The following is a 21,548-nucleotide window of genomic DNA, read 5'->3' on the forward strand; positions in this document are numbered from 1 at the left end:
CATCGAACGGAAGACGACAAGAAGAAGGGGAGGAGGCCTCCATGGAGACGATCCATAACGCGATCGGCGGCGCGATCGCGCGTTCGACGTCGCTCAGGACCCAGCCGGTCTACAATCCGGCGACCGGCGAGGCGACGGCGATGCTGCCGCTGTCGACGGCGGCCGAGCTCGATGCCGCGGTGGCGGTCGCAAAGGCCGCCTTCCCGGCCTGGGCCGACACGCCGCCGCTGAAGCGGGCGCGCTTCATGTTCCGCTTCAAGGAACTGGTCGAGAAGAACGCCGACCGGATCGCCCGTGCGGTCTCCGCCGAACACGGCAAGACGCATGACGACGCGCTCGGCGAGGTGCAGCGCGGCCTCGAAGTGGTCGAGTTCGCCTGCGGCATCCCGCATCTCCTGAAGGGCGAGTTCTCGCGGAACGTCGGGCCGTCGATCGACACCTATTCCGATCGCCAGGCGCTCGGCGTCGTCGCCGGCATCACGCCGTTCAACTTCCCCTGCATGGTCCCGCTCTGGATGTATCCGATCGCGGTCGCCTGCGGGAACACCTTCATCCTCAAGCCCTCGGAGCGCGATCCCTCCGCACCGATGGTGATCTGGGAACTGTTCCGCGAGGCCGGCTTCCCCGAGGGCGTGCTCAACATCGTGCACGGCGACAAGGAGGTGGTCGACGCCATCCTCCACCATCCGGATATCAAGGCCGTCTCCTTCGTCGGCTCGACCCCGATCGCGCACTATGTCTACGCGACCGGCACGGCGGCGGGGAAGCGCGTCCAGGCGCTCGGCGGGGCGAAGAACCACATGGTGGTGATGCCCGACGCCGACATGGACAAGGCGGCCGATGCGCTGATGGGCGCCGGCTACGGCTCGGCCGGCGAACGCTGCATGGCGGTCTCGGTCGCGGTGCCGGTCGGCGAGAAGACGGCCGACGCGCTCGTCGAGGCGCTCGCGCCGCGTGTGCGCGCCCTCAAGATCGGTCCGGCGACCGATGCCGAGGCCGAGATGGGCCCGCTCGTCACCAGGCAGCACATGGACAAGGTCCTCGGCTATATCGACAGGGGCGTCGCCGAGGGGGCGCGGCTGGTCGTCGACGGCCGCGGCTTCACGCTGCAGGGCTACGAGAACGGCTATTTCGTCGGTGGCACGCTTTTTGATCAAGTGGGCAAGGAAATGACGATCTACCGTGAGGAGATCTTTGGTCCCGTGCTCTCCGTCCTGCGCGCCCAGTCCTTCGGCGAGGCACTTTCGCTGATCAATGCCCATGAATACGGCAACGGCACCGCGATCTTCACGCGGGACGGCGATGCCGCGCGCTCGTTCGCCGACAAGGTCGAGGCCGGCATGGTCGGCATCAACGTGCCGATCCCGGTGCCGGTCGCCTATCATTCCTTCGGCGGCTGGAAGCGGTCGATCTTCGGCGACCACGCGATCTACGGGCCCGAGGGCATCCGCTTCTACACGCGGCTGAAGACCGTCACGAGCCGCTGGCCCGACGGCATCAAGTCGGGCGCGGTGTTCAACTTCCCGACGATGTGAGGCGCCTAGCGATGGCCGAGCCGCTCGCGGGCCAGGGCCGCCAGAAAGCCGGAGCGCGTACCGCCCTGGCCCTTGGCCGCCCGATCGATCGCCTCGACGAGATGCTCGTCCATTGTGATGTTGATGCGGACGGTCCGGCCCGGTGGATCGTAGGGCAGCAAGGTGACGATATGGGGTTCGCTGAACTCGAAGGCGAATTCCGGATCGGCCCGGATTGCATCGAGGGTGCGCGGGATCGGCATTGCCTCGCCATCCTCGGCCATGCCTTCGAGGTGGAAAGCGAGCGCTTCGGCGCCGTTCGCAATCGTCTCATCGAGCGTGTCGCCGGCCGAGATGCAGCCCGGCACGTCGGGAAAGGAGATGCCGTAATTCCCGGCTTCGCCATGGATCAGGGCCACGATCGATTTCGCCATCTCAGATCCTCTCAAAGGCAGGGGCCCGGTCGGGCACGCCTGTTTCGAAGCAGTCACGCCTCAAGCGTCCCGATTCCAGGGCCAGCCGGCTTGCCGGTAGATGGATCGGACCGTTCCGAGCTTGATATCCCGGCGCGGATGAGGAACGGTCACGCGACCGGGTCTGCTCGGATGCTTGAAATTGTGATGCGATCCGTTGATCGACACCTCGACCCAGCCCTCGTCGTGAAGCCGCCTGATGAGGTCCTTGCTGTCCGTCACGATGCCGCCCCGCGCGAATACACACTTATGCGCATGGATGCCCGAAATCAAGCATGACGACCAACGGAACGGTGATCCCATGACCTCCCCGACCGACAATCTCCGCATCAAGGGCGAGCGGCTGTGGGACAGCCTGATGGAGATGGCGAAGGTCGGGCCGGGTCTGCGCGGCGGCAATAACCGGCAGACGCTGACGGATGCGGACGCCGAGGGCCGCGCCCTGTTCCGCCGCTGGTGCGAGGCGGCGGGCATGACGGTGGCGGTCGACAGGATGGGCACGATGTTCGCGACGCGGCCGGGCACCGATCCGGACGCGCTGCCCGTCTATATCGGCAGCCATCTCGACACCCAGCCGACCGGCGGCAAGTTCGACGGTGTTCTCGGCGTGCTCGCCGGGCTCGAAGTGGTGCGCAGCCTCAATGATCTCGGCATTCGCACCAGGCATCCGGTCGTCGTCACCAACTGGACGAACGAGGAGGGCGCCCGCTTCGCGCCGGCCATGCTCGCCTCCGGCGTCTTCGCCGGGGTGCACACGCTCGACTGGGCCTATGGCCGCAAGGATTCCGAGGGCAAGAGCTTCGGCGACGAGCTCGCCCGCATCGGCTGGGTCGGCGAGGAAGAGGTCGGCGCGCGCAAGATGCACGCCTATTTCGAGTATCACATCGAGCAGGGGCCGATCCTCGAGGCGGAAGACCGGCAGATCGGCGTCGTCACCCATTGCCAGGGCCTGTGGTGGCTCGAATTCACCCTCACCGGCAAGGAGGCGCACACCGGCTCGACGCCGATGGCGCTGCGGGTCAATGCCGGCCTCGCCATGGCGCGGATCATCGAGATGGTGCAGCGGGTCGCGATGGACAGCCAGCCCGATGCGGTCGGCGGCGTCGGCCAGGTCGCGTTCTCGCCCAATTCGCGCAACGTGTTGCCCGGCAAGGTGGTTTTCACCGTCGATATCCGCAGCCCCGACCTCGCGAAGCTCGACGGCATGCGGGCGCGCATCGAGGCGGAGGCGGCGGAGATCGCCGCCGCCCTCGGCGTCGGCTGCACGGTCGAGGCGGTCGGCCATTTCGATCCGGTCACCTTCGACCCGACCCTCGTCGGCCGGGTGCGCGCCGCCGCCGAGCGGCTCGGCTACAGCCACAGAAACATCGTTTCGGGGGCGGGACACGATGCCTGCTGGACGGCGAAGGTCGCACCCTCGACGATGATCATGTGCCCGTGCGTCGACGGGCTGAGCCATAACGAGGACGAGACGATCACGCCGGACTGGGCGGCCGCGGGTGCGGACGTTCTCTTCCACGCCGTGATCGAGACCGCCGAAATCGTGGCGTGACGCGCCAGAGTAGAGCAAGAAAAGGGAGCAGCCGATGTCGACCGTGATCAAGGGTGGCACCATCATCGCCGCCGACCGCACCTATGAGGCGGACATCCTGATCGAGGGCGAGACGATCAAGGCGATCGGTCCCGACCTTGCGGGCGACACGGTGGTCGACGCCGCCGGCGCCTATGTGATGCCGGGCGGCATCGACCCGCACACCCATCTCGAAATGCCCTTCATGGGCACGACCGCGGCCGAGACCTGGGAGAGCGGCACCTTCGCGGCGCTGTCGGGCGGCACGACGACGGTGGTCGACTTCGTCATTCCGGGCGAGGACGGCATGCTCGCCGCGCTCGAGGCCTGGGAGGGCAAGGCGACCCGGCAGGCCTCCTCCGACTACTCGTACCACATGTGCGTCACCGGCTGGTCGGAGAAGCATTTCGACGAGATGGCGAAGGTCGTCGAGCGCGGCATCAACACCTTCAAGCACTTCATGGCCTATAAGGGCGCGCTGATGGTCAATGACGACGAGATGTTCGCGTCGTTCCAGCGCTGCGCCGCGCTCGGCGCGCTGCCGCTCGTCCATGCCGAGAACGGCGACATCGTCGCCGCGCTGCAGAAGAAGTTCATGGATGACGGCGTCACCGGGCCGGAGGCGCACGCCTTCTCGCGGCCGCCCGAGGTCGAGGGCGAGGCGACCAACCGCGCCATCATGATCGCCGATGCGGCCGGCGTGCCGGTCTATATCGTGCACGTCTCCTGCGAGCAGGCGCACGAGGCGATCCGCCGCGCCCGCCAGGCCGGCATGCGCGTCTATGGCGAGCCGCTCGTGCAGCACCTCACCCTCGACGAGGGCGAGTACTTCAACCGCGACTGGGACTATGCCGCGCGCCGGGTGATGTCGCCGCCCTTCCGCGACAAGAAGCACCAGGACAGCCTGTGGGCCGGCCTCGCCGCGGGCTCGCTACAGGTGGTGGCGACCGACCACTGCGCCTTCACGACCGAGCAGAAGCGCTTCGGCCTCGGCAATTTCACCAAGATCCCGAACGGCACGGGCGGGCTCGAGGACCGCATGCCGGTGCTGTGGACGAAGGGCGTCGAGACCGGCCGGCTGACGCCGAACGAGTTCGTCGCCGCGACCTCGACCAACATCGCCCAGATCCTCAACATCTATCCGCAGAAGGGCGCCATCCTGCCCGGCTCGGACGCCGATCTCGTCGTCTGGGACCCGAAGCTCACGAAGACCATCTCGGCGGCGAACCAGAAGTCGATCATCGATTACAACGTCTTCGAGGGCGTCGAGGTGCGCGGCCTGCCGCGCTACACGATCTCGCGCGGCGAGGTGGTGTGGACGGACGGCAGGAACGACGCGCCGCGCCCCGGCCGCGGCAAGTTCGTCAAGCGCAAGCCCTTCCCGGCGATCAACAAGGCGCTGTCGACCTGGAAGGAACTGACCGCGCCGCGCGCCGTCACCCGCTCGCCCGAGCACATGCCGATCGGCGTCTGAGACGGAGAAGCGATGCGCGTCGGGGGCGGGACGATGGGGTCGATGGCGGCGGCGGCCGGCGGTCGCGAGGCGGTGATCGAGATCGACCGCCTCTCGCTCACCTACGAGACCAATGACGGTCCCGTCCACGCGCTCTCCGACATCGATCTGTCGATCGGGCGGGGCGAGTTCGTGTCGCTGATCGGGCCGTCGGGCTGCGGCAAGACCACGCTCCTGCGCGTCATCGCCGATCTCGAACAGCCGACCGGCGGCGCGATCGCGGTCAATGGCGTGTCGCCCCGGGCGGCGCGCGAGGCCCGTTCCTACGGCTATGTGTTCCAGGCGGCGGCGCTCTATCCGTGGCGCACCATCGCCCGCAACGTCGCGCTGCCGCTCGAGATCATGGGCGTTCCGAAGGCGGAGCGCGAGCGGCGGGTCGCCGACAACCTCGCCCTCGTCAACCTCGCCGGCTTCGAGCGCAAATATCCCTGGCAGCTCTCCGGCGGCATGCAGCAGCGCGCCTCGATCGCCCGGGCGCTCGCCGTCGAGCCGGACCTCCTCCTGATGGACGAGCCGTTCGGCGCGCTCGACGAGATCGTCCGCGATCATCTCAACGAGCAGCTCCTGAAGCTCTGGGCGAAGACGCAGAAGACCGTCGTCTTCGTCACGCACTCGATTCCGGAGGCGGTGTTCCTGTCGACCCGCATCGTCGTGATGTCGCCGCGGCCGGGCCGGGTGACCGACATCGTCGACTGTTCGGCCCTGCCGCGCGAGCGCACGCTCGACGTGCGCGAGACGCCGGAATTCTTGGCGATCGCGCACCGCGTCCGCCAGGGCCTGCGCGCCGGGCATTCCTATGAGGACTGAGCAATGAGCGCCTCTCTCGCCGCGCCTCCGGTTCGACGCCCGCGGGGCCGCGAGGGTGCCTTCGTTCCCGTCCTCGCCGTCGTGCTGGCGCTCGTCGCCGTCTGGTATGCCGGCGCTTATGTCCTCAACCGGCCGCAGGTGATGGACGCCTTCGCGCGGCAGAAGGTGGAGCCGGATTTCGAAAGCCTCGTCGCCGCGACCTGGTCGATGGAGCGGCCGGTCCTGCCGGCGCCGCATCAGGTCGCCGCGGAGCTCTGGAAGACGACGGTCGAGCAGCGCATCACCTCGAAGCGCAGCCTCGTCTTTCACGGCTGGATCACGCTCTCCTCGACGCTCGTCGGCTTTGCGATCGGCACCGCGCTCGGCATCCTGCTCGCCGTGGCGGTCGTCCATGTGAAGAGCCTCGAGAAGAGCCTGATGCCGTGGATCGTCGCCTCGCAGACGATCCCGATCCTCGCCATCGCCCCGATGGTCGTCGTCGTGCTCAATGCGGTCAACATCACCGGCCTGCTGCCGAAGGCGGTCATCTCGACCTATCTCTCCTTCTTCCCCGTCACGGTCGGCATGGTGAAGGGGCTGCGCTCGCCCGAGATCCTGCATCTCGACCTGATGCGCACCTTCAGCGCCAGCGCCTGGCAGACCTTCTGGAAGCTGCGCCTGCCGGGTTCCGTCCCCTTCCTCTTCACCTCGATGAAGGTCGGCGTCGCGGCGAGCCTCGTCGGCGCGATCGTCGCGGAACTGCCGACCGGCGCGGTTTCCGGCCTCGGCGCGCGGCTCCTCTCCGGCTCCTATTACGGCCAGACGGTGCAGATCTGGGCGGCGCTCGTCGCCGCCTCGCTGCTCGCCGCCGCGCTCGTCACGATCGTCGGCGCGATCGACCGGCTGGTCGTGCGCCGCATGGGCATGGCGCGATGAGGGCGCGAAGGAAGGCCCTCACCCTGCCCTCTCCCGCGAGCGGGAGAGGGGATGCCCGGCGGGTGTGTTGGGTGGGGGATGGGATTGCCGGGCGGATGTCGAAAGGTGAGGGACTGTCCCTTCCATCCGTCATGCCGGCCTCCGTGCCGGCATCCATGATCGAGGCGGATGGGGGAGGGGACGTTTCGGTGTCGCATGACGGGGCGCCGTCGCGCGGACGGCCCGGAGGCACGATGATGGACCCCGGCACGGAGGCCGGGGTGACGGGTGTCCGGGGTAGTCGGGGTGGCTCTCGCATGGGGCGGGGAAGAGCCCTCACCCTACCCTCTCCCGCGAGCGGGAGAGGGGATGCCCGGCGGGTGTGTTGGGTGGGCGGTGGGATTGCCGGGCGGATGTCGAAAGGTGAGGGACTGTCCCTTCCATCCGTCATGCCGGCCTCCGTGCCGGCATCCATAATCGAGGCGGATGGGGGAGGGGAAGTTTCGGTGTCGCATGACGGGGCGCCGTCGCGCGGACGGCCCGGCGGCACGATTATGGACCCCGGCACGGAGGCCGGGGCGACGGGTGTCCGGGGTAGTCGGGGTGGCTCTCGCATCGGGCGGGGAAGAGCCCTCACCCTACCCTCTCCCGCGAGCGGGAGAGGGGATGCCCGGCGGGTGTGCGGGGCGAGGGGAGGGCGGCGATGACCGCGGTGCGCGGGTTGCTGCAGCCCTGGCTGATCCTGCCGCTCATGATCCTCGCCGTCGTGCTGCCGCTCGATGCGGCCGATCCGGCGAGCCTGTTGCCGCGGCAGGGGCCGTTCGCCTGGACCGCGCTCGTCGCGCTCGGGGCGGCGGCGGTCGCCGCGGCGAAGGCCCATGAAGGGCCGAGCGCGGGGCTGCTGGTGCTCGCCTTCGGAACGGTGGTCGGTGCCCTTTTCGCGCTCGACCGTCTGCCCGCGATCGCCGGCCATCCGGGGCCCGGCTATCTCGCCTTCGCCGCCGCGACCTGGCTCGCCGCCTGGGCGCTCGTCTCGGAACTCTCGGCGATGCCGACCCGCGCGCCGGCCGCCGCCTTCCTGATGCGGCTCCTCGTCCCCGCGCTGTTCGGCCTCACCCTCCTCGTCGCCTGGGAGATCCTGATCGTCGCCTTCGCCGTGCCCGCCGTGCTCCTGCCGCCGCCCTCGGCGATCGGGGCGCGGATCGCCGTCTCGATCCCGACGCTCGCCGCGGATTTCCGCCAGACCTTCCTGAAGGCGGTGGTCGCCGGCTATGCGATCGGCTGCGGTGCGGGCTTCCTCGTCGCCATCCTCGTCGACCGCGTGCCCTTCCTCGCCCGCGGCCTGCTGCCGGTCGGCAATCTCGTCTCGGCGCTGCCGATCGTCGGCATCGCGCCGATCCTCGTGATGTGGTTCGGCTTCGACTGGCAGTCCAAGGCCGCGGTCGTCGTGGTGATGACCTTCTTCCCGATGCTCGTGAACACCGTCGCCGGCCTCGCCGCGGCCGATCCGATGAGCCGCGACCTGATGCGCACCTATGCGGCCGGCTACTGGACGTCGCTCCTCAAGCTGCGGCTGCCGGTGGCGATGCCCTTCATCTTCAACGCACTCAAGATCAATTCGACGCTCGCCCTGATCGGCGCCATCGTCGCCGAATTTTTCGGCACGCCGATCGTCGGCATGGGCTTCCGCATCTCCACCGAAGTCGGGCGCATGAACATCGACATGGTGTGGGCGGAAATCGCGGTGGCGGCACTCGCCGGCTCCGCATTCTACGGCGCCGTCGCGCTCGTCGAGCGCGTGGCGACGTTCTGGCACCCGTCGTTTCGCAGGTGAGAAGGCGGCTGTCCTTACCGAAACCGGAGGGGTTGATGAAGAAGGTTCTGTTGGGTGCGCTCGCGCTGGCCGCGGGCCTGATGACCGGCGTGTCGGCGCAGGCCGCGGACGCGCTGACGCTGCAGCTGAAATGGGTGACGCAGGCGCAGTTCGCCGGCTATTACGTCGCCAAGGACAAGGGCTTCTACGAGGAGGAAGGCCTCGACGTCACGATCAAGCCGGGCGGCCCCGACATCGCCCCCGAGCAGGTCATCGCCGGCGGCGGCGCCGACGTGATCACCACCTGGATGCCCGCCGCGCTCGCCAGCCGCGAGAAGGGCGTGCCGCTCGTCAACATCGCGCAGCCGTTCAAGACATCCGGCCTGATGCTGACCTGCCGCAAGGAGACCGGCATCGCCTCGCCGGCCGACTTCAAGGGCAAGACGCTCGGCGTCTGGTTCTTCGGCAACGAATATCCCTTCCTCGCCTGGATGGCGAAGCTCGGGCTCCCCACCACCGGCGGCGCCGACGGCGTCACCGTCGTCAAGCAGGGCTTCAACGTCGACCCGCTGCTGCAGAAGCAGGCCGACTGCATCTCGACGATGACCTACAACGAATACTGGCAGGTGATCGACGGCGGCATTCCGGAGAGCGAGCTGGTCGTCTTCAAATATGAGGACCAGGGCGTCGCGACCCTCGAGGACGGGCTCTATGTGCTCGAGGACAAGCTCGCCGACCCGGCCTTCGTCGACAAGCTGGCACGCTTCGTGAAAGCCTCGATGAAGGGCTGGGCCTATGCCCGCGAACACACCGAGGAAGCCGCGAAGATCGTGCTCGACAATGACGAGACCGGTGCGCAGACGGAGAAGCACCAGCTGCGCATGATGGGCGAGATCAACAAGCTGACCGAGGGCTCGACCGGCAAGCTCGACGAGGCGGATTACAAGCGCACCGTCGCGACGCTGCTGTCGGCCGGCGGCGAGGACCCGGTGATCACCAAGGAGCCGCAAGGCGCCTGGACCCACGCCGTGACCGACAAGGCCGGCATCGAGTGAGAGACCGGGCGGCCGCCGAACGGGAACACCCGCGGCCGCCGCCCTCGATCCAGAGGGGATCGTGAACGGGCGCCGCAGGGCGCCCGTTCTGCGTTTCGGGGGGAGGGACCCGGTGTGACGGATCCTCGCCTGCGCGAGGATGACGGGTGCGCGACATGGCGGCGGTGCGTCACGTCGCCCGGCGGCACGATTATGGACCCCGGCACGGAGGCCGGGGTGACGGGTGTGCTGCGGGGCGAGGGCCTCCGGCGGCGACGCATTCACCCCCCACCCCGACCCTCCCCCACAAGGGGGGAGGGAGGCTGTCGCTCCCTCGCCCTTCCGGCCGCTCCCGCGTCGCGTGCCGACCGTTTTCCGAACAGCCCCCTCCACCCGTCATGCCGGCCTTCGTGCCGGCATCCATAATCGTGACGTACGGGCCGTGAGAAGGGGCGTCCCCATCCGTCATCCCGGCGAAAGGCGGGACCCATCACGCCGCGCGACGGTCGCCCCGATCGGACCCGGCCCGAGCTCGGCTTGATGGGTCCCGGGTCTCGGCTATGCCTCGCCCGGGATGACGCGTGGGCGGGCTGGTGGTGTCGCTCGCGCCGCCCGGCGTCCCGATTATGGACCCCGGCACGGAGGCCGGGGTGACGGGTGTTCGGGGGGGCGAGGGCGGCCGGCGGCGGCGCATTCACCCCCCACCCAGACCCCCCCCCACAAGGGGGGAGGGAGGCTGTCGCTCCCTCGCCCTGCCGGCCGGCGGGGGGCGCGCTGACGTCGGAGAGGGCCGGGCGAGCGCGGCGGGAGAGGGCCGGGCGAGGGGTCTACACGACGTTCTTTTCGAGCAGCTTTCGGCCCGCGGCGATGCGGTCATAGCCGAGCTCGGCGAGGTCGAGCGTCTCGTAGCGGCCGGCGACGACCAGTTCGGCGAGGCCGCGGCCGACCGCCGGGGCCTGCTGCAGGCCGTGGCCGGAGAAGCCGTTGGCGACGAGGAGGCCGGCGAGCGGCAGCGGGCCGACGACCGCATTGTGGTCGAAGAGGTTCATGTCGTAATGCCCGGCCCAGGCGCGCCCGGGGCGGATCGCCTCGAAAGCCGGGATGCGGGCGGCGAGCACCGGCCAGATCGTCTCCTCGAACAGCGTGTGGTCGACCTCGAAATCCTCGGCTGGCGGGCCGTCGAGATCGTCCGGCGCGACGCCGGCGATAAAACCCTCGCCCTCCGGCCGGCAATAGACGCCGGTCGGATCGATGAGGAGCGGGAAGCCGGCGAGCCGCTCGCGGCAGGCGAAGGTGAAGACCATGCGCTTCTTCGGCACCACCGGCAGAGGAAGGCCGAGACCCGCCATCAGCGGGGCGGTGCCCGAGCCGGCGGCGAGGATCACCCTGCCGGCGGCGATGCGGGCCCCGTCGGCGAGGCGGACGCCGGTCGCGCGGCCGCCCTCCCGCTCGACCGCCACCACCTCGGCCGAGACGGTCTCGACGCCGAGCGCGCGCGCCTTGCGGCGGAGCGCCTGCATCAGGCCGTAGCCGTCGAACCAGCCTTCGCCCGAACGGCCCCAGGCGCCGGCGGCGAGCCCCTCGGTCGACAGCCAGGGAAACTGCGCCGGCAGGTCCGGCGCGTCGAAATGCAGGATGTCGGCGCCGAGCGCGGTCTGCAGCCGATGGTTCTCGGCGAGCTGGGCCGCGCCCGCCGGGGTGGCGAGGAAGAGATAGCCGCCCTCGACGAGGCCGATCGACGGCCGGTCGCCCTCCACCTCGAGGATCGTGCCGATCGCGCGGAGGAAGGCGATGCCCTCGAGCGAGATGGCGATGTTGACGGCGCTCGAGAACTGCTGGCGGATCGAGCCGGCCGACAGCGCCGTCGCGGCGAAGCGGAAGGTCGGATCCTTCTCGACGAGCAGCACCCGGCCGGAAAAGCCCGGATGGGCGGCGAGATGATAGGCGGCGGACGCGCCGTGCACGGCGCCGCCGACGATGACGACATCGTAGCGCGAACTCGGATCGGTCATGGGATGGGCACCAGAGGGCGGTCGATCGCTTCGCGGAGCGCGAATTTCGATTCGATGCGGGCGACATGGGGGAGGCGGCCGAGCACCGTCGCGTGCAGGCGCTCGAAATCGGAAAGGTCGCGCGCGGCGATCCGCAGCAGATAGTCCGAGGCGCCCGACATCAGGAAGCAGGAGAGGATGTTCGGGCATTTGCGCGCCGCCGCCTCGAAGGCGCGCAACGCCTCGTCGTTCTGGCGGTCGAGCGAGATCTCGACGAAGGCGGTGATGCCGAGGCCGACCGCGGCGCCGTCGACCACCGCCTTGTAGCCCTTGATCACCCCCTCCGCCTCGAGCCGGGCGAGCCGGCGCGAGCAGGCGGAGGCCGAAAGGCCGACGCGCGGGGCGAGATCGACCGTCGCCACCCGCCCGTCGCGGGCGAGCGCCGACACGATCTTCGCGTCGAACGGATCGATGTGCATGGATCGTCGAAGGAGTGGCTGGAGGGCGGCGAATTCATGCGCAGCCTAGCATTCCAGCGCGCGAAATCGCAAGGAAACGCCGCTGCGGCGGGCTTAATCTTTCGGCCTATAAGAAACCCGGGGGATCGATCATGCTCGTCGGCGTGCCGAAGGAGATCAAGAACAATGAATTCCGCGTCGGGCTGACGCCCGGCGCGGTCCGCGAATATGGCGCGCACGGCCATGCCGTGCTCGTCGAGCGCGATGCCGGCGCCGGCATCGGCGCGACCGACGCCGATTACCGCGCGGCGGGCGCGGAGATCGCGGCCGACGCGGCGGAGGTGTTCGCCCGCGCCGCGATGATCGTCAAGGTGAAGGAGCCGCAGCCGGAGGAGTGGAGCCAGCTTCGCGAGGGGCAGATCCTCTTCACCTATCTGCATCTGGCGCCCGATCCGCAGCAGGCGCGCGGCCTGATGGCGTCGGGCGTCACGGCGGTCGCCTATGAGACGGTGACCGACGGGGCGGGCGGCCTGCCGCTGCTCGCGCCGATGAGCGAGGTGGCCGGACGGCTGTCGATCCAGGCGGCGGCGACGGCGCTCGAGCGGCCGCATGGCGGCCGCGGCATCCTGATGGGCGGCGTGCCGGGCGTGCCGCCGGCGAAGGTGGTGGTGATCGGCGGCGGGGTCGTCGGGCTGCAGGCGGCGCAGGTGGCGGCCGGCATCGGCGCCGAGGTGGCGGTGCTCGACCGCTCGCTCGCCCGGCTCCGGGCGCTCGACGCGCATTTCGCCGGCCGGGTGCGGACCCGCTTCTCGACGCTGCACGCGGTCGAGGAGGAGGTCGCCTCCGCCGACGCGGTGATCGGCGCGGTGCTGATCCCGGGCGCTGCGGCGCCCAGGCTCGTCAGCCGGGCGATGCTCGGCACGATGAAGCGCGGCGCGGTGCTCGTCGACGTGGCGATCGACCAGGGCGGCTGCTTCGAGACCTCGCGTCCGACGACGCACGCCGCGCCGACCTATGAGGTCGACGGCGTCGTACACTACTGCGTCGCCAACATGCCGGGCGCGGTGCCGCTCACCTCGAGCCATGCGCTCAACCACGCGACGCTGCCCTTCGGCCTCGCCCTCGCCGACCACGGCCTCGCCGCGCTCGCCGCCGACCCGCATCTCCGGAACGGCCTCAACGTCCACCGCGGCCGGATCACCCACAGGGCGGTGGCGGATGCGCTCGGCGAGCCCTTCGCCGACCCCGCGGGCGACCTCGCCGCCTGATCGCCTCACCCCGCCCGGGCGCGGCGGTCGGGGCGGCGGGGCTTCGCGGCGAGGTCGGCGAGGATGGGGCAGTCGGGGCCCGCATCGCCCGGGCAGGCGGCGGCCATCGTCGCGAGCGTGTCCTTCAAGGCGACCAGTTCGGCGATCGCCGCGTCGAGCCCGGCGAGCCGGCTCTTGGCGATCGCCTTGACGCCGGCGCTCGCGCGGTGCGGGTCGTCCTGCAGGGCGAGCAGATGCCGGCAATCGGCGATCGAGAAACCGAACCGGCGGGCGCGCTGCAGGAAGACCAGCCGCTCGACATCCGCCGTGCCGTAGTCGCGATAGCCGTTCGCCGCCCGGCTCGGCGCGATCAGGCCGATCTCCTCATAATAGCGGATCGTCTTCGCCGGCAGGCCGGACCGTTCCGCCGCGCGTCCGATGTTCATGGGCTCCTCCCGGCACACAGCTGTCCTGGGCTCGCAGGCGTTCGCGCCATGAACGCGCCCGCCGCGTCCTTCGTTGCCGGACCATCGGGCGCCAGCGCCTTTCGGCCGATGGCCGGTCTCGTCCCCTGCGGTCGCGCGACGTCCTTTCGGGCCGTGTCCGGCCCCGGCGGGCCGGGTCGCGTCGGGTCCGGTGTCGTCATGACCGGTCGCGCGATGTTCCGCCGGGGCTTGCACGTTTCGAGAATCGTCATGGAGGGCGTCTCCCGGGCGGCGACGGGCCGCGGCCCGCCGGATCGGGGAGGACGCCGCGCGCCTGCGCCCGCTCCTCTCCGATATGGGTCCGCCGCGGGTCCCGTCAATCGGCGGCGCCGCATGCGGCGCGGCCGGGCCGGCGCCTTGCCGAGGCCGGGGCTCCTAAAGCGGTGTCTCCGTCGGCCCGCTCGTCTCGGCCGGCGGGCTCACCGGATCGTCTTCGGGCGTCTTGCCGATGATCTCGATCCGCACACCGCGCACGTCGATCGCCGTGCCGTCCCCCGGCACGCCGGGCTCGATGAGGAGCAGGTCGTTCTCCGGCCCCGCGCCGCGGTCGGGCGGAACCGCCCAGGTCGCCGAGAAGGTCTGCCACTCGGCGTCGGGCCGGCCGATGATCCACGGGCCGACCGTGCGGCCATTCTGATAGGTGAAGCGGAACGAGCCGGACGGCCGGTCCGGCGAGCCTCGGGCGACGACGATCAGCCGGATGGTCTGGCCGGCCAGACGCTCGAAGGCACCGCGCCCGACATTGAGCCGCGTGCCGGTCGAACTGGTCGAGGTCGAGATGCGGACGAAGCCCTGGTCAGGCCCGCCGTCGAAACGCACCGGATTGGCGGGGGCCGACTGGAAGACGGTCGGATCGCGGCCGTCGAACAGCACGATCGTGCCCTCCGGCGCGTCGCCGGCCGGGGCATCGACCGCCGCGACGGAGACCTGCGTCGCGCCGTCGTCGACGAGTTCCTGCACCGTCGGCTTCGCCGGCGCCACGACCTTCTCCTCCGGCAGGGCGGGCAGGGCGTTCGGGTCGGCGAGCTGGGGGGCGCCCGCCTGCTCGATGAGAGACGAGACGAACCAGACGCACCAGACGAGGCCGAGGATCACCAGCGTCGCGCCGACGCCGGCGAGGAGGGTGGAGGGCGACCGCGCCGCGACATCGCCGCCGAACCGGGCGAGGAAACCGCTCCCCCACCCCACGCCTCCGTCCCGCTCCGGATGCGCCGCGCCGCGCGGCCCGGCCTCGCCGTCCCCGTCCTTCTCCTCCTCATCATCCGCCTCTTCCGGCTCCATCCGGCCCCAGGCGACTTCGGTCTCCGTCGCAAAGCGGTCGCGCCCTTCGTCCGCGCGCCAGGCCGTCCCGGCTTCGAAGGGGGCGGGGTCGTCGTGCCAGGCGGCGGGTAAGCCGCCGTCGTCTCCCGGCCGCGCGCCGGCCGGAGCGGGTGCGGCCGTCTCGGCCTCCTGCTCGGCGAACGCCGGTTCGAGCCCGCCGGACGCGATCTCGATCTCGATCCGGTCGACGGCCGAATCGAAATCGCCCAGCCGGGCGTCGATTTCGTCGCGCGTCAGCGGCGGATCGTAGGACCACAGGAGACGCACCATCGCCTCGCGCGCGCTCGCGAAGGCGCGCGCGCGCGAGGCCGGATCGTCGGCCGGGAGGTGCGCCATGGAACGGCGAAGGACGGCATAGAACTGCGTCATGAGCTACCGCAGTGGCGCCCGCTGGTTAAGGTCACGTTAGCTTCCTTTGCTCCCGGCCTCACCCGAGCAGGGACCGCCCGCCGATGATGCGGGGGTCCGCGGTGCCGATCACTTTCTTCTCGCGTCCCGCATAGGCGACGCCCGCGAGCACATGGCGGATGATTTCCAGCCGCGCGCGCTTCTTATCGTTCGAACGCACGATCGTCCACGGGGAGTCGCGCGTGTCGGTGGCGTCGAGCATCCGGTCGCGCGCCTCCGTGTAATCGTCATAATGCTCCAGCGCTGCATAATCGATCGGCGAAAGCTTCCAGATCTTGAGCGGGTCGTGACGCCGCTCGTGGAATTGCTTCATCTGCATCTCGCGGCCGATCTCGAGCCAGAACTTGAACAGCACGATGCCGTCGTCGATCAGCATTTCCTCGAGCTTCGGCGCCTCGCGGAGAAAGCAGCGATAAGCGTCGTCGTCGCAGAAGCCCATCACCTTCTCGACGCCGGCCCGGTTGTACCAGGAGCGATCGAACAGAACCATTTCGCCGGCGGTCGGCAGGTGGGCGATGTAGCGCTGGAAATACCACTGGCCGGCCTCGGTCGGGGTCGGCTTCGGCAGGGCGACGGTGCGGGCGCTGCGCGGATTGAGATTCTGGCGCATCGCGAAGATCGCGCCGCCCTTGCCGGCCGCGTCCCGCCCCTCGAACAGCAGGACGAGCCGCCGGCCCTCGGCGATGATCGTCTGCTGCAGCTTGACGAGCTCGATCTGCAACTGGCGCAGCGCGGCGAGATAGGGCTCGAGGCCGAGCTTGTCGGTGTAGGGATAGCCGCCCGAGGCGAATGCCCGCTCGGCGACGAAGGCGGGCAGCACCGGATCGTCGAGATCGAAGGCGCCGTGTTTCGTGTCGATCGCCGGCGCGTCCTCGGCGGGGGCGATTTCGGCCGGCAGGGTCTCGCCCGGCTTCTTCTTTTTCTTCTTGTCGTTTCGTGCCATGGCCGGGGGGGCTCCAGGGACCTGTCGTGCGGGCGTCATGATGATCGGCCCCAGTGACAGGTCATGCGATCATGACGCCGATTCGGACGTCAACAAGGCAGGACGGCGAACCGGTCGAAGAAAGGGTCGGACGGGATGAGCGAAGGCGATGCCGAGGAGACCGGCATGCTGGGGCGGCTGCGGGCGGTCCGTTTCCGGCTCGCCGCCATCGTGCTGATCGTTGCGGCCTTCGCGCTCGCCGGCACGATCGAACCGCCAGCCGCCCTGCTCCTCGCCGCCATCATGGCGCTTCTCTGCCTCGCGCCGGCGGCCGGGACGGCCCGCGAGGCGCGCCTGCCGAAGCCCGCCGCGGCGCCGACCTGGCCGGAACTGGGGGTGAAGAGCGTCACCGACGCGCTGCCCTATCCCTGTTTCGTGCTCGATCGGCGCGGTGTCGTGCGCTACGGCAACACGCTCGCGCAGGGCGCCTTTCCGATCCGGCCGGGCGACCCCTTGAGCTTCCGGCTGCGGGCGCCCGACCTCGTCGCCGCCTTCGAACGGGTCGCGGCCGGAGGGGCGGCGGAGCGCGTCACCTTTTCCGAGCGCGTGCCCACCGAGCGGTGGTACGACGCCTGGTTCGCCGGTCTCGACCCGCGCAGCAACGGCCTGCCGGCCTTCGTCGTCCTCGTCTTCCAGGACCTCACCGAGCAGCGCCGGCTGGAGCGGGTGCGCGCCGATTTCGTCGCCAATGCGAGCCACGAACTGCGCACCCCGCTCGCCTCGCTGTCCGGCTTCATCGAGACGCTGCAGGGCCCGGCGCGCGACGACGCCGAGGCCCGGCGGCGCTTCCTCGCCATCATGCACGAGCAGGCGAGCCGGATGAGCCGGCTGATCGACGATCTCCTGTCGCTCTCGCGCATCGAGATGAAGGCGCACATGCGGCCGCAGGCGCCGGTCGATCTCGCCGCCGTGCTGCGCCATGTCGTCGATTCGCTCGAGCCGCTCGCCCGCGACAACGGTGTCGCGATCGAGACGGAAGGGCTCGGCACGCCGGTGACCGTCGCCGGCGACCGCGACGAGCTGGTCCAGGTGTTCGAGAACCTCGTCGAGAACGCCTGCAAATACGGCCAGGGCGGCGGCCGGGTCGAGGTGACGCTGCGGCCGGGCGCCGGCGAGCGGAAGGACGTGACCGTCGCCGTGCGCGATTTCGGGCCCGGCATCGCCGAGGAACACCTGCCGCGCCTCACCGAGCGCTTCTATCGCATCGACGTCCAGGCGAGCCGGGCGATCCGCGGCACCGGGCTCGGCCTCGCCATCGTCAAGCACATCCTCGCCCGCCATCGCGGCCGGCTGACGATCGAGAGCCGGCTCGGCGAGGGCGCCCGCTTCACCGTTCATCTTCCGGCCGCCGCCTCGCGGGATTCTCCCGCGCGGAGTGATAATAGCCTTATAAATCAATAGTTTATTTTGTCATAAAACTGTATCCGCGGCGTCATAGAACCATTGCGCAAGGCGCCTAGGGTCCGCCCGTAACCTCAGGTGACGTGCAGGACACCTGGCCGGCACCATCCTCCAAAGGGAGAGATCACGTGATTTCCAAGATTCTTTCGGGCGTCGCCGTGGCCGCGCTCGCGACCGCCGCCTTCGCCGCGACCGCCTCCGCCCAGTCCCGCGACACGATCCGCATCGTCGGCTCGTCGACCGTCTATCCGTTCACCACCGCCGTCGCCGAGCAGTTCGGCAAGGGTGGCCAGTTCAAGACCCCGGTCGTCGAGTCGACCGGCACGGGCGGCGGCTTCAAGCTGTTCTGCGGCGGCGTCGGCGTCGACTTCCCCGATGCCTCGAACGCCTCGCGCGCCATCAAGAAGAGCGAGTTCGAGGACTGCGCCAAGAACGGCGTCAACGGTATCGTCGAGCTGAAGGTCGGCTTCGACGGCCTGACGGTCGCCAACGCCAAGGCCGGCCCCGACCTCAAGCTGACCAAGGCGCAGCTCTTCCTCGCCCTCGCCAAGCAGGTTCCCGGTCCGGACGGCAAGCTGGTCGCCAACCCCTATGTCAACTGGAACGACATCGACGCCTCGCTGCCGGCCGAGAAGATCGAAGTGCTCGGCCCGCCGCCGACCTCCGGCACGCGCGATTCCTTCCTCGAACTGGTGATGGAGAAGGGCGCCGAGAGCTTCGACACGCTGAAGGCGCTCAAGAAGTCCGACGCCAAGGCGTTCGAGGTGGTCTGGAAGTCGATCCGTGAGGACGGCGCCTATATCGACGCCGGCGAGAACGACAACCTGATCGTCCAGAAGCTCGAGGCCAATCCGCAGGCCGTCGGCATCTTCGGCTACTCCTTCCTCGAAGAGAACGCCGCGAAGATCAAGGGCGCCGAGATCAACGGCGTCGTGCCGGACTTCGAGACGATCGCGTCGGGCAAGTACACGGTGGCGCGTCCGCTGTTCATCTACTTCAAGAAGCAGCATGTCGGCGTCGTTCCGGGCCTGCAGGAGTTCCTCGGCGAGTACGCCTCGGACAAGGCGATGGGCGAGGACGGCTACCTCTCCGCCAAGGGTCTCGTGCCGCTGCCGGCCGACGAGGCGAAGAAGGCCGAGGACGCCGCGAAGAACCTGACCACGATCGACGCCCCGGCGTCCTGATCGACCGACCCGGAGCCGCGGCGCGCGCCGCGGCTCCTCTTCCGGTATTCCCGCGTCGACGGTTTCCGGTGTCGACAGTTCGGCTGGCGCGGGCCAGCGCGCGGCGCGAGAGGCGTCCGCCGTATCGGGGCTGAGATGACAAGCTTCTATCTGGTCGCTCTCGCGGTTCTGACGGTCGCCGCCTTCCTGGCCGCCCGCGGCCGGGCCGGAGCGCTCGGCGCTTCCGGGCGGCTGCATTCGCTGCCGACCTATCACGGCCTGCTCGCGGCTTCCGCCGTCGTGCTGCCGATGATGCTCGTGCTCGCCGTCTATGGCGCCACCGCGCCGAGCTTCGTGCAGTCGCAGGCGATCGCCGCGCTGCCGGGCGATCCGCTCGGCGACGATGCGCTCGCCCGGGCGACACGCATGCGCGAGATCGCCAATGCGGTCGCCAACCCGGCCGGCGCGACGCCCGAGACGCTCGCCGCCGCCGAGCGCTACCGCGCGGCGCAGGCCATGGCCGACTGGGCCCTGCTCATCGTCGGGATCGGCCTCGGCGGGCTCGGCGCGGCCTGGATGGTGCGCAAGGTCGGACCGCATTTCCGCGCCCGCAACGGCTTCGAACGGGTGGTGATCGGCGTGCTGATCGCCTGCGCCCTCGTCGCGATCCTGACGACGGTCGGCATCGTCTTCTCGGTGCTGTTCGAGACGCTGCGCTTCTTCACCAAATATTCCTGGCTCGACTTCCTGACCGGGCTGCAATGGAGCCCGCAGACGGCGATCCGCGAGGATCAGGTCGGCCAGTCGGGCGCGTTCGGCGCGGTGCCGCTCTTCGTCGGCACGACGCTGATCATGCTGATCGCGATGCTGATCGCGGCACCGGTCGGCCTGTTCTCGGCCATCTACATGGCGGAATACGCCTCGCCGCGGCTGCGCGGCATCGCCAAGCCGGTGCTCGAGATCCTCGCCGGCGTGCCGACCGTCGTGTTCGGCTTCTTCGCCGCGCTCACCGTCGCCCCGGCGATCCGCTCGCTCGGCCTGACGCTCGGCCTCGACGTCGCCTCGGAGAGTGCGCTCGCGGCCGGTGTCGTCATGGGCATCATGATCATCCCCTTCGTCTCCTCGCTCTCCGACGACGTCATCAACGCCGTGCCGCAATCGCTGCGCGACGGGTCGTACGGAATGGGCGCGACGAAATCCGAGACCATCAAGAAGGTCGTGCTGCCCGCGGCGCTGCCGGGCATCGTCTCGGCGATGATGCTCGCCGTCAGCCGCGCCGTCGGCGAGACGATGATCGTCGTGATGGCCGCCGGCCTCACCGCCAACCTGACCTTCAATCCGCTCGAGGCGGTGACGACGGTGACGGTGCAGATCAAGACCCTGCTCGTCGGCGACCAGGAATTCGACAGCGCCAAGACGCTCTCCGCCTTCGCGCTCGGCTTCGTCCTCTTCTTCTTCACGCTGATCCTGAACGTCGTCGCGCTTCGGATCGTCAAGAGATATCGGGAGCAGTATGACTGACGTCGTCCTTCCCGGCGCCCGCACCGTGGCGCGCCCCTCCGAGGAAGCCGCCCGCGCCCTGGTGCGCCGGCGCTACCGGACCGAAGCCCGGTTCCGCGCCTACGGGCTCGGAGCCATCCTCTTCGCCGCCCTCGCCGTGGTGGTGCTGGTCGCCGACATCGTCTCGAAGGCACTGCCGGCCTTCACGGTGAGCGAACTGGTGCTGCCGGTCGAGGCGAGCCCCGAGGCGCTCGACGTGGCGCCGGCGGCCGACGCGGCGGCGCTCGCCGGGGCGAATTTCGTCGCGCCGATCCGCCAGACCCTCCTCGGCTACTATCCCGAGGTGCGCGACCAGCGGCGGCTCCGCTCGCAGCTCTACGGCCTGCTGAGCTCGGATGCCGGCATGGGCCTCCGGCGGGCGCTGACCGCCGATCCGGCGGCGCTCGGCAGCACGCTGACGGTGCCGGCGCTGCTGTCTGACGACGCCGACCTGTTCTACAAGGGCTACGTCACCGAGGTGACGACGGAGCGGACCAACGGCATCGGCACGCCGAGCGGCGTTTCGGGCACCGTCACCGTCTTCTCGGCCGCCAACGATTTCGCCAACGAACTGGTGGCGATCAAGAACGCCCTCGCGGGGCGGGCGCGCGAGCTCACCCGGCAGCGCGAGGATTTCGCCGAGCGCCTCGCGACGCTCCAGCCGGCGCTCGAAAGCGCCCGGCAGGCGGCCGCGGCGGTGCCGGACGATGCCGGTCTCGCCGGGATCGCGGCGAAGCTCGACTCCGACCGGACGAGCCTCGACGGCACGATCGCCGGACTGGACGCGCAGATCGCCGATCTGCAGCAGCGCGCGCAGGGCGCCGGCACGTCCGAAGTGATCGACGCCCAGGTGCCGAGCGTGCTCGTCGCCATCAATGGCGGCGTCGTCAAGGCGACCGAGGTGCACAATGACCGCATCGTCGGCGAGACGCTCGT

The 21,548-nt window shown here is 69.9% G+C and carries 18 protein-coding genes and 1 pseudogene; 12 read left to right on the top strand and 7 right to left on the bottom strand.

The genetic code is table 11. The features are described 5' to 3' along the window. The first annotated feature begins 41 nt into the window (after window positions 1–41). Complete coding sequence (locus GGQ63_RS11790; RefSeq protein ID WP_183856010.1) at window positions 42–1,535, top strand: CoA-acylating methylmalonate-semialdehyde dehydrogenase; 1,494 nt, start codon at window positions 42–44, stop codon at window positions 1,533–1,535. Between the two features lie 5 nt (window positions 1,536–1,540). On the opposite strand, the gene GGQ63_RS11795 is transcribed toward GGQ63_RS11790, so the two are convergent. Then, window positions 1,541–1,948 carry a type II toxin-antitoxin system HicB family antitoxin gene (locus GGQ63_RS11795; protein WP_183856012.1) on the bottom strand — a complete coding sequence of 136 codons (408 nt, stop codon included), beginning with the start codon at window positions 1,946–1,948 and terminating at the stop codon, window positions 1,541–1,543. 60 nt (window positions 1,949–2,008) lie between these two features. Further along, window positions 2,009–2,212 carry a type II toxin-antitoxin system HicA family toxin gene (locus GGQ63_RS11800; protein WP_343061139.1) on the bottom strand — a complete coding sequence of 68 codons (204 nt, stop codon included), beginning with the start codon at window positions 2,210–2,212 and terminating at the stop codon, window positions 2,009–2,011. A 76-nt stretch (window positions 2,213–2,288) separates the two neighbouring features. Between GGQ63_RS11800 and GGQ63_RS11805 the strand changes: the two genes are divergently transcribed. The 6 genes from GGQ63_RS11805 to GGQ63_RS11830 all read left to right on the top strand — a co-directional run bounded on the left by GGQ63_RS11805 (window position 2,289) and on the right by GGQ63_RS11830 (window position 9,639). Next, a complete protein-coding gene (locus tag GGQ63_RS11805; protein ID WP_183856016.1) occupies window positions 2,289–3,539 on the top strand; it encodes a Zn-dependent hydrolase in 1,251 nt (416 codons plus the stop codon). 34 nt (window positions 3,540–3,573) lie between these two features. After that, a complete protein-coding gene (gene hydA / locus GGQ63_RS11810; protein ID WP_183856018.1) occupies window positions 3,574–5,031 on the top strand; it encodes a dihydropyrimidinase in 1,458 nt (485 codons plus the stop codon). A 42-nt stretch (window positions 5,032–5,073) separates the two neighbouring features. Further along, the gene (locus GGQ63_RS11815; RefSeq protein WP_210308491.1) at window positions 5,074–5,877 is read left to right on the top strand and encodes an ABC transporter ATP-binding protein; all 804 of its coding nucleotides are present in this window, start codon (window positions 5,074–5,076) and stop codon (window positions 5,875–5,877) included. A gap of 3 nt (window positions 5,878–5,880) precedes the next feature. Further along, the gene (locus GGQ63_RS11820) at window positions 5,881–6,792 is read left to right on the top strand and encodes an ABC transporter permease (RefSeq protein ID WP_183856022.1); all 912 of its coding nucleotides are present in this window, start codon (window positions 5,881–5,883) and stop codon (window positions 6,790–6,792) included. A 682-nt stretch (window positions 6,793–7,474) separates the two neighbouring features. Continuing rightward, window positions 7,475–8,605 carry an ABC transporter permease gene (locus GGQ63_RS11825; protein ID WP_246429739.1) on the top strand — a complete coding sequence of 377 codons (1,131 nt, stop codon included), beginning with the start codon at window positions 7,475–7,477 and terminating at the stop codon, window positions 8,603–8,605. A gap of 35 nt (window positions 8,606–8,640) precedes the next feature. Beyond that, window positions 8,641–9,639, top strand: coding sequence for an ABC transporter substrate-binding protein (locus GGQ63_RS11830; protein ID WP_183856024.1), 999 nt, complete (start codon window positions 8,641–8,643; stop codon window positions 9,637–9,639). Between the two features lie 806 nt (window positions 9,640–10,445). On the opposite strand, the gene GGQ63_RS11835 is transcribed toward GGQ63_RS11830, so the two are convergent. Both GGQ63_RS11835 and GGQ63_RS11840 read right to left on the bottom strand, forming a co-directional pair. Beyond that, a complete protein-coding gene (locus GGQ63_RS11835; RefSeq protein WP_183856026.1) occupies window positions 10,446–11,630 on the bottom strand; it encodes an NAD(P)/FAD-dependent oxidoreductase in 1,185 nt (394 codons plus the stop codon). Then, on the bottom strand, window positions 11,627–12,088 hold the full coding sequence (locus GGQ63_RS11840) for an Lrp/AsnC family transcriptional regulator (protein WP_183856028.1): 462 nt from the start codon (window positions 12,086–12,088) through the stop codon (window positions 11,627–11,629). The genes GGQ63_RS11835 and GGQ63_RS11840 overlap by 4 nt, the downstream gene beginning before the upstream one ends. A gap of 131 nt (window positions 12,089–12,219) precedes the next feature. Between GGQ63_RS11840 and ald the strand changes: the two genes are divergently transcribed. After that, a complete protein-coding gene (gene ald, locus GGQ63_RS11845; RefSeq protein ID WP_183856029.1) occupies window positions 12,220–13,335 on the top strand; it encodes an alanine dehydrogenase in 1,116 nt (371 codons plus the stop codon). Between the two features lie 5 nt (window positions 13,336–13,340). On the opposite strand, the gene cueR is transcribed toward ald, so the two are convergent. The 3 genes from cueR to ppk2 form a co-directional block, all read right to left on the bottom strand. Further along, window positions 13,341–13,760 (bottom strand): Cu(I)-responsive transcriptional regulator, encoded by a 420-nt coding sequence (gene cueR, locus GGQ63_RS11850; protein WP_183856032.1) that lies wholly within the window; start codon window positions 13,758–13,760, stop codon window positions 13,341–13,343. Between the two features lie 414 nt (window positions 13,761–14,174). Next, a complete protein-coding gene (locus GGQ63_RS11855) occupies window positions 14,175–15,488 on the bottom strand; it encodes a hypothetical protein (protein ID WP_183856034.1) in 1,314 nt (437 codons plus the stop codon). Between the two features lie 58 nt (window positions 15,489–15,546). After that, on the bottom strand, window positions 15,547–16,470 hold the full coding sequence (ppk2, locus tag GGQ63_RS11860; RefSeq protein ID WP_183856036.1) for a polyphosphate kinase 2: 924 nt from the start codon (window positions 16,468–16,470) through the stop codon (window positions 15,547–15,549). A gap of 135 nt (window positions 16,471–16,605) precedes the next feature. Here ppk2 and GGQ63_RS11865 point away from each other — a divergent pair, with 135 nt between their 5' ends. The 4 genes and pseudogenes from GGQ63_RS11865 to GGQ63_RS22395 all read left to right on the top strand — a co-directional run. Further along, a complete protein-coding gene (locus GGQ63_RS11865; RefSeq protein ID WP_183856038.1) occupies window positions 16,606–17,910 on the top strand; it encodes an ATP-binding protein in 1,305 nt (434 codons plus the stop codon). Between the two features lie 131 nt (window positions 17,911–18,041). Beyond that, entirely contained in the window at window positions 18,042–19,094 is a 1,053-nt protein-coding gene (locus tag GGQ63_RS11870) for a PstS family phosphate ABC transporter substrate-binding protein (RefSeq protein ID WP_183856196.1), read from the top strand. Window positions 19,095–19,229: 135 nt separating this feature from the next. Continuing rightward, complete coding sequence (gene pstC / locus GGQ63_RS11875) at window positions 19,230–20,594, top strand: phosphate ABC transporter permease subunit PstC (protein ID WP_183856040.1); 1,365 nt, start codon at window positions 19,230–19,232, stop codon at window positions 20,592–20,594. Continuing rightward, a pseudogene (locus GGQ63_RS22395) lies at window positions 20,587–21,078 on the top strand (DUF3333 domain-containing protein); the annotation flags it as partial. The gene pstC and the pseudogene GGQ63_RS22395, both read left to right, overlap by 8 nt. Between the last annotated feature and the right edge of the window lie 470 nt (window positions 21,079–21,548).

The sequence above is a fragment of the Prosthecomicrobium pneumaticum genome (genome assembly GCF_014199915.1).
Taxonomy (GTDB): domain Bacteria; phylum Pseudomonadota; class Alphaproteobacteria; order Rhizobiales; family Kaistiaceae; genus Prosthecomicrobium; species Prosthecomicrobium pneumaticum.

Excerpts from the sequence above, each read along its gene's own strand:
- GGQ63_RS11790 (WP_183856010.1), top strand. The coding sequence starts at position 42 with ATGGAGACGATCCATAACGCGATCGGCGGCGCGATCGCGCGTTCGACG.
- pstC (WP_183856040.1), top strand. The coding sequence starts at position 19,230 with ATGACAAGCTTCTATCTGGTCGCTCTCGCGGTTCTGACGGTCGCCGCC.
- GGQ63_RS11865 (WP_183856038.1), top strand. The coding sequence starts at position 16,606 with ATGAGCGAAGGCGATGCCGAGGAGACCGGCATGCTGGGGCGGCTGCGG.
- GGQ63_RS11795 (WP_183856012.1), bottom strand. The coding sequence starts at position 1,948 with ATGGCGAAATCGATCGTGGCCCTGATCCATGGCGAAGCCGGGAATTAC.
- ald (WP_183856029.1), top strand. The coding sequence starts at position 12,220 with ATGCTCGTCGGCGTGCCGAAGGAGATCAAGAACAATGAATTCCGCGTC.
- GGQ63_RS11830 (WP_183856024.1), top strand. The coding sequence starts at position 8,641 with ATGAAGAAGGTTCTGTTGGGTGCGCTCGCGCTGGCCGCGGGCCTGATG.
- GGQ63_RS11825 (WP_246429739.1), top strand. The coding sequence starts at position 7,475 with ATGACCGCGGTGCGCGGGTTGCTGCAGCCCTGGCTGATCCTGCCGCTC.
- cueR (WP_183856032.1), bottom strand. The coding sequence starts at position 13,760 with ATGAACATCGGACGCGCGGCGGAACGGTCCGGCCTGCCGGCGAAGACG.
- GGQ63_RS11820 (WP_183856022.1), top strand. The coding sequence starts at position 5,881 with ATGAGCGCCTCTCTCGCCGCGCCTCCGGTTCGACGCCCGCGGGGCCGC.
- GGQ63_RS11840 (WP_183856028.1), bottom strand. The coding sequence starts at position 12,088 with ATGCACATCGATCCGTTCGACGCGAAGATCGTGTCGGCGCTCGCCCGC.
- ppk2 (WP_183856036.1), bottom strand. The coding sequence starts at position 16,470 with ATGGCACGAAACGACAAGAAGAAAAAGAAGAAGCCGGGCGAGACCCTG.
- GGQ63_RS11805 (WP_183856016.1), top strand. The coding sequence starts at position 2,289 with ATGACCTCCCCGACCGACAATCTCCGCATCAAGGGCGAGCGGCTGTGG.
- GGQ63_RS11815 (WP_210308491.1), top strand. The coding sequence starts at position 5,074 with ATGGCGGCGGCGGCCGGCGGTCGCGAGGCGGTGATCGAGATCGACCGC.
- hydA (WP_183856018.1), top strand. The coding sequence starts at position 3,574 with ATGTCGACCGTGATCAAGGGTGGCACCATCATCGCCGCCGACCGCACC.
- GGQ63_RS11835 (WP_183856026.1), bottom strand. The coding sequence starts at position 11,630 with ATGACCGATCCGAGTTCGCGCTACGATGTCGTCATCGTCGGCGGCGCC.
- GGQ63_RS11855 (WP_183856034.1), bottom strand. The coding sequence starts at position 15,488 with ATGACGCAGTTCTATGCCGTCCTTCGCCGTTCCATGGCGCACCTCCCG.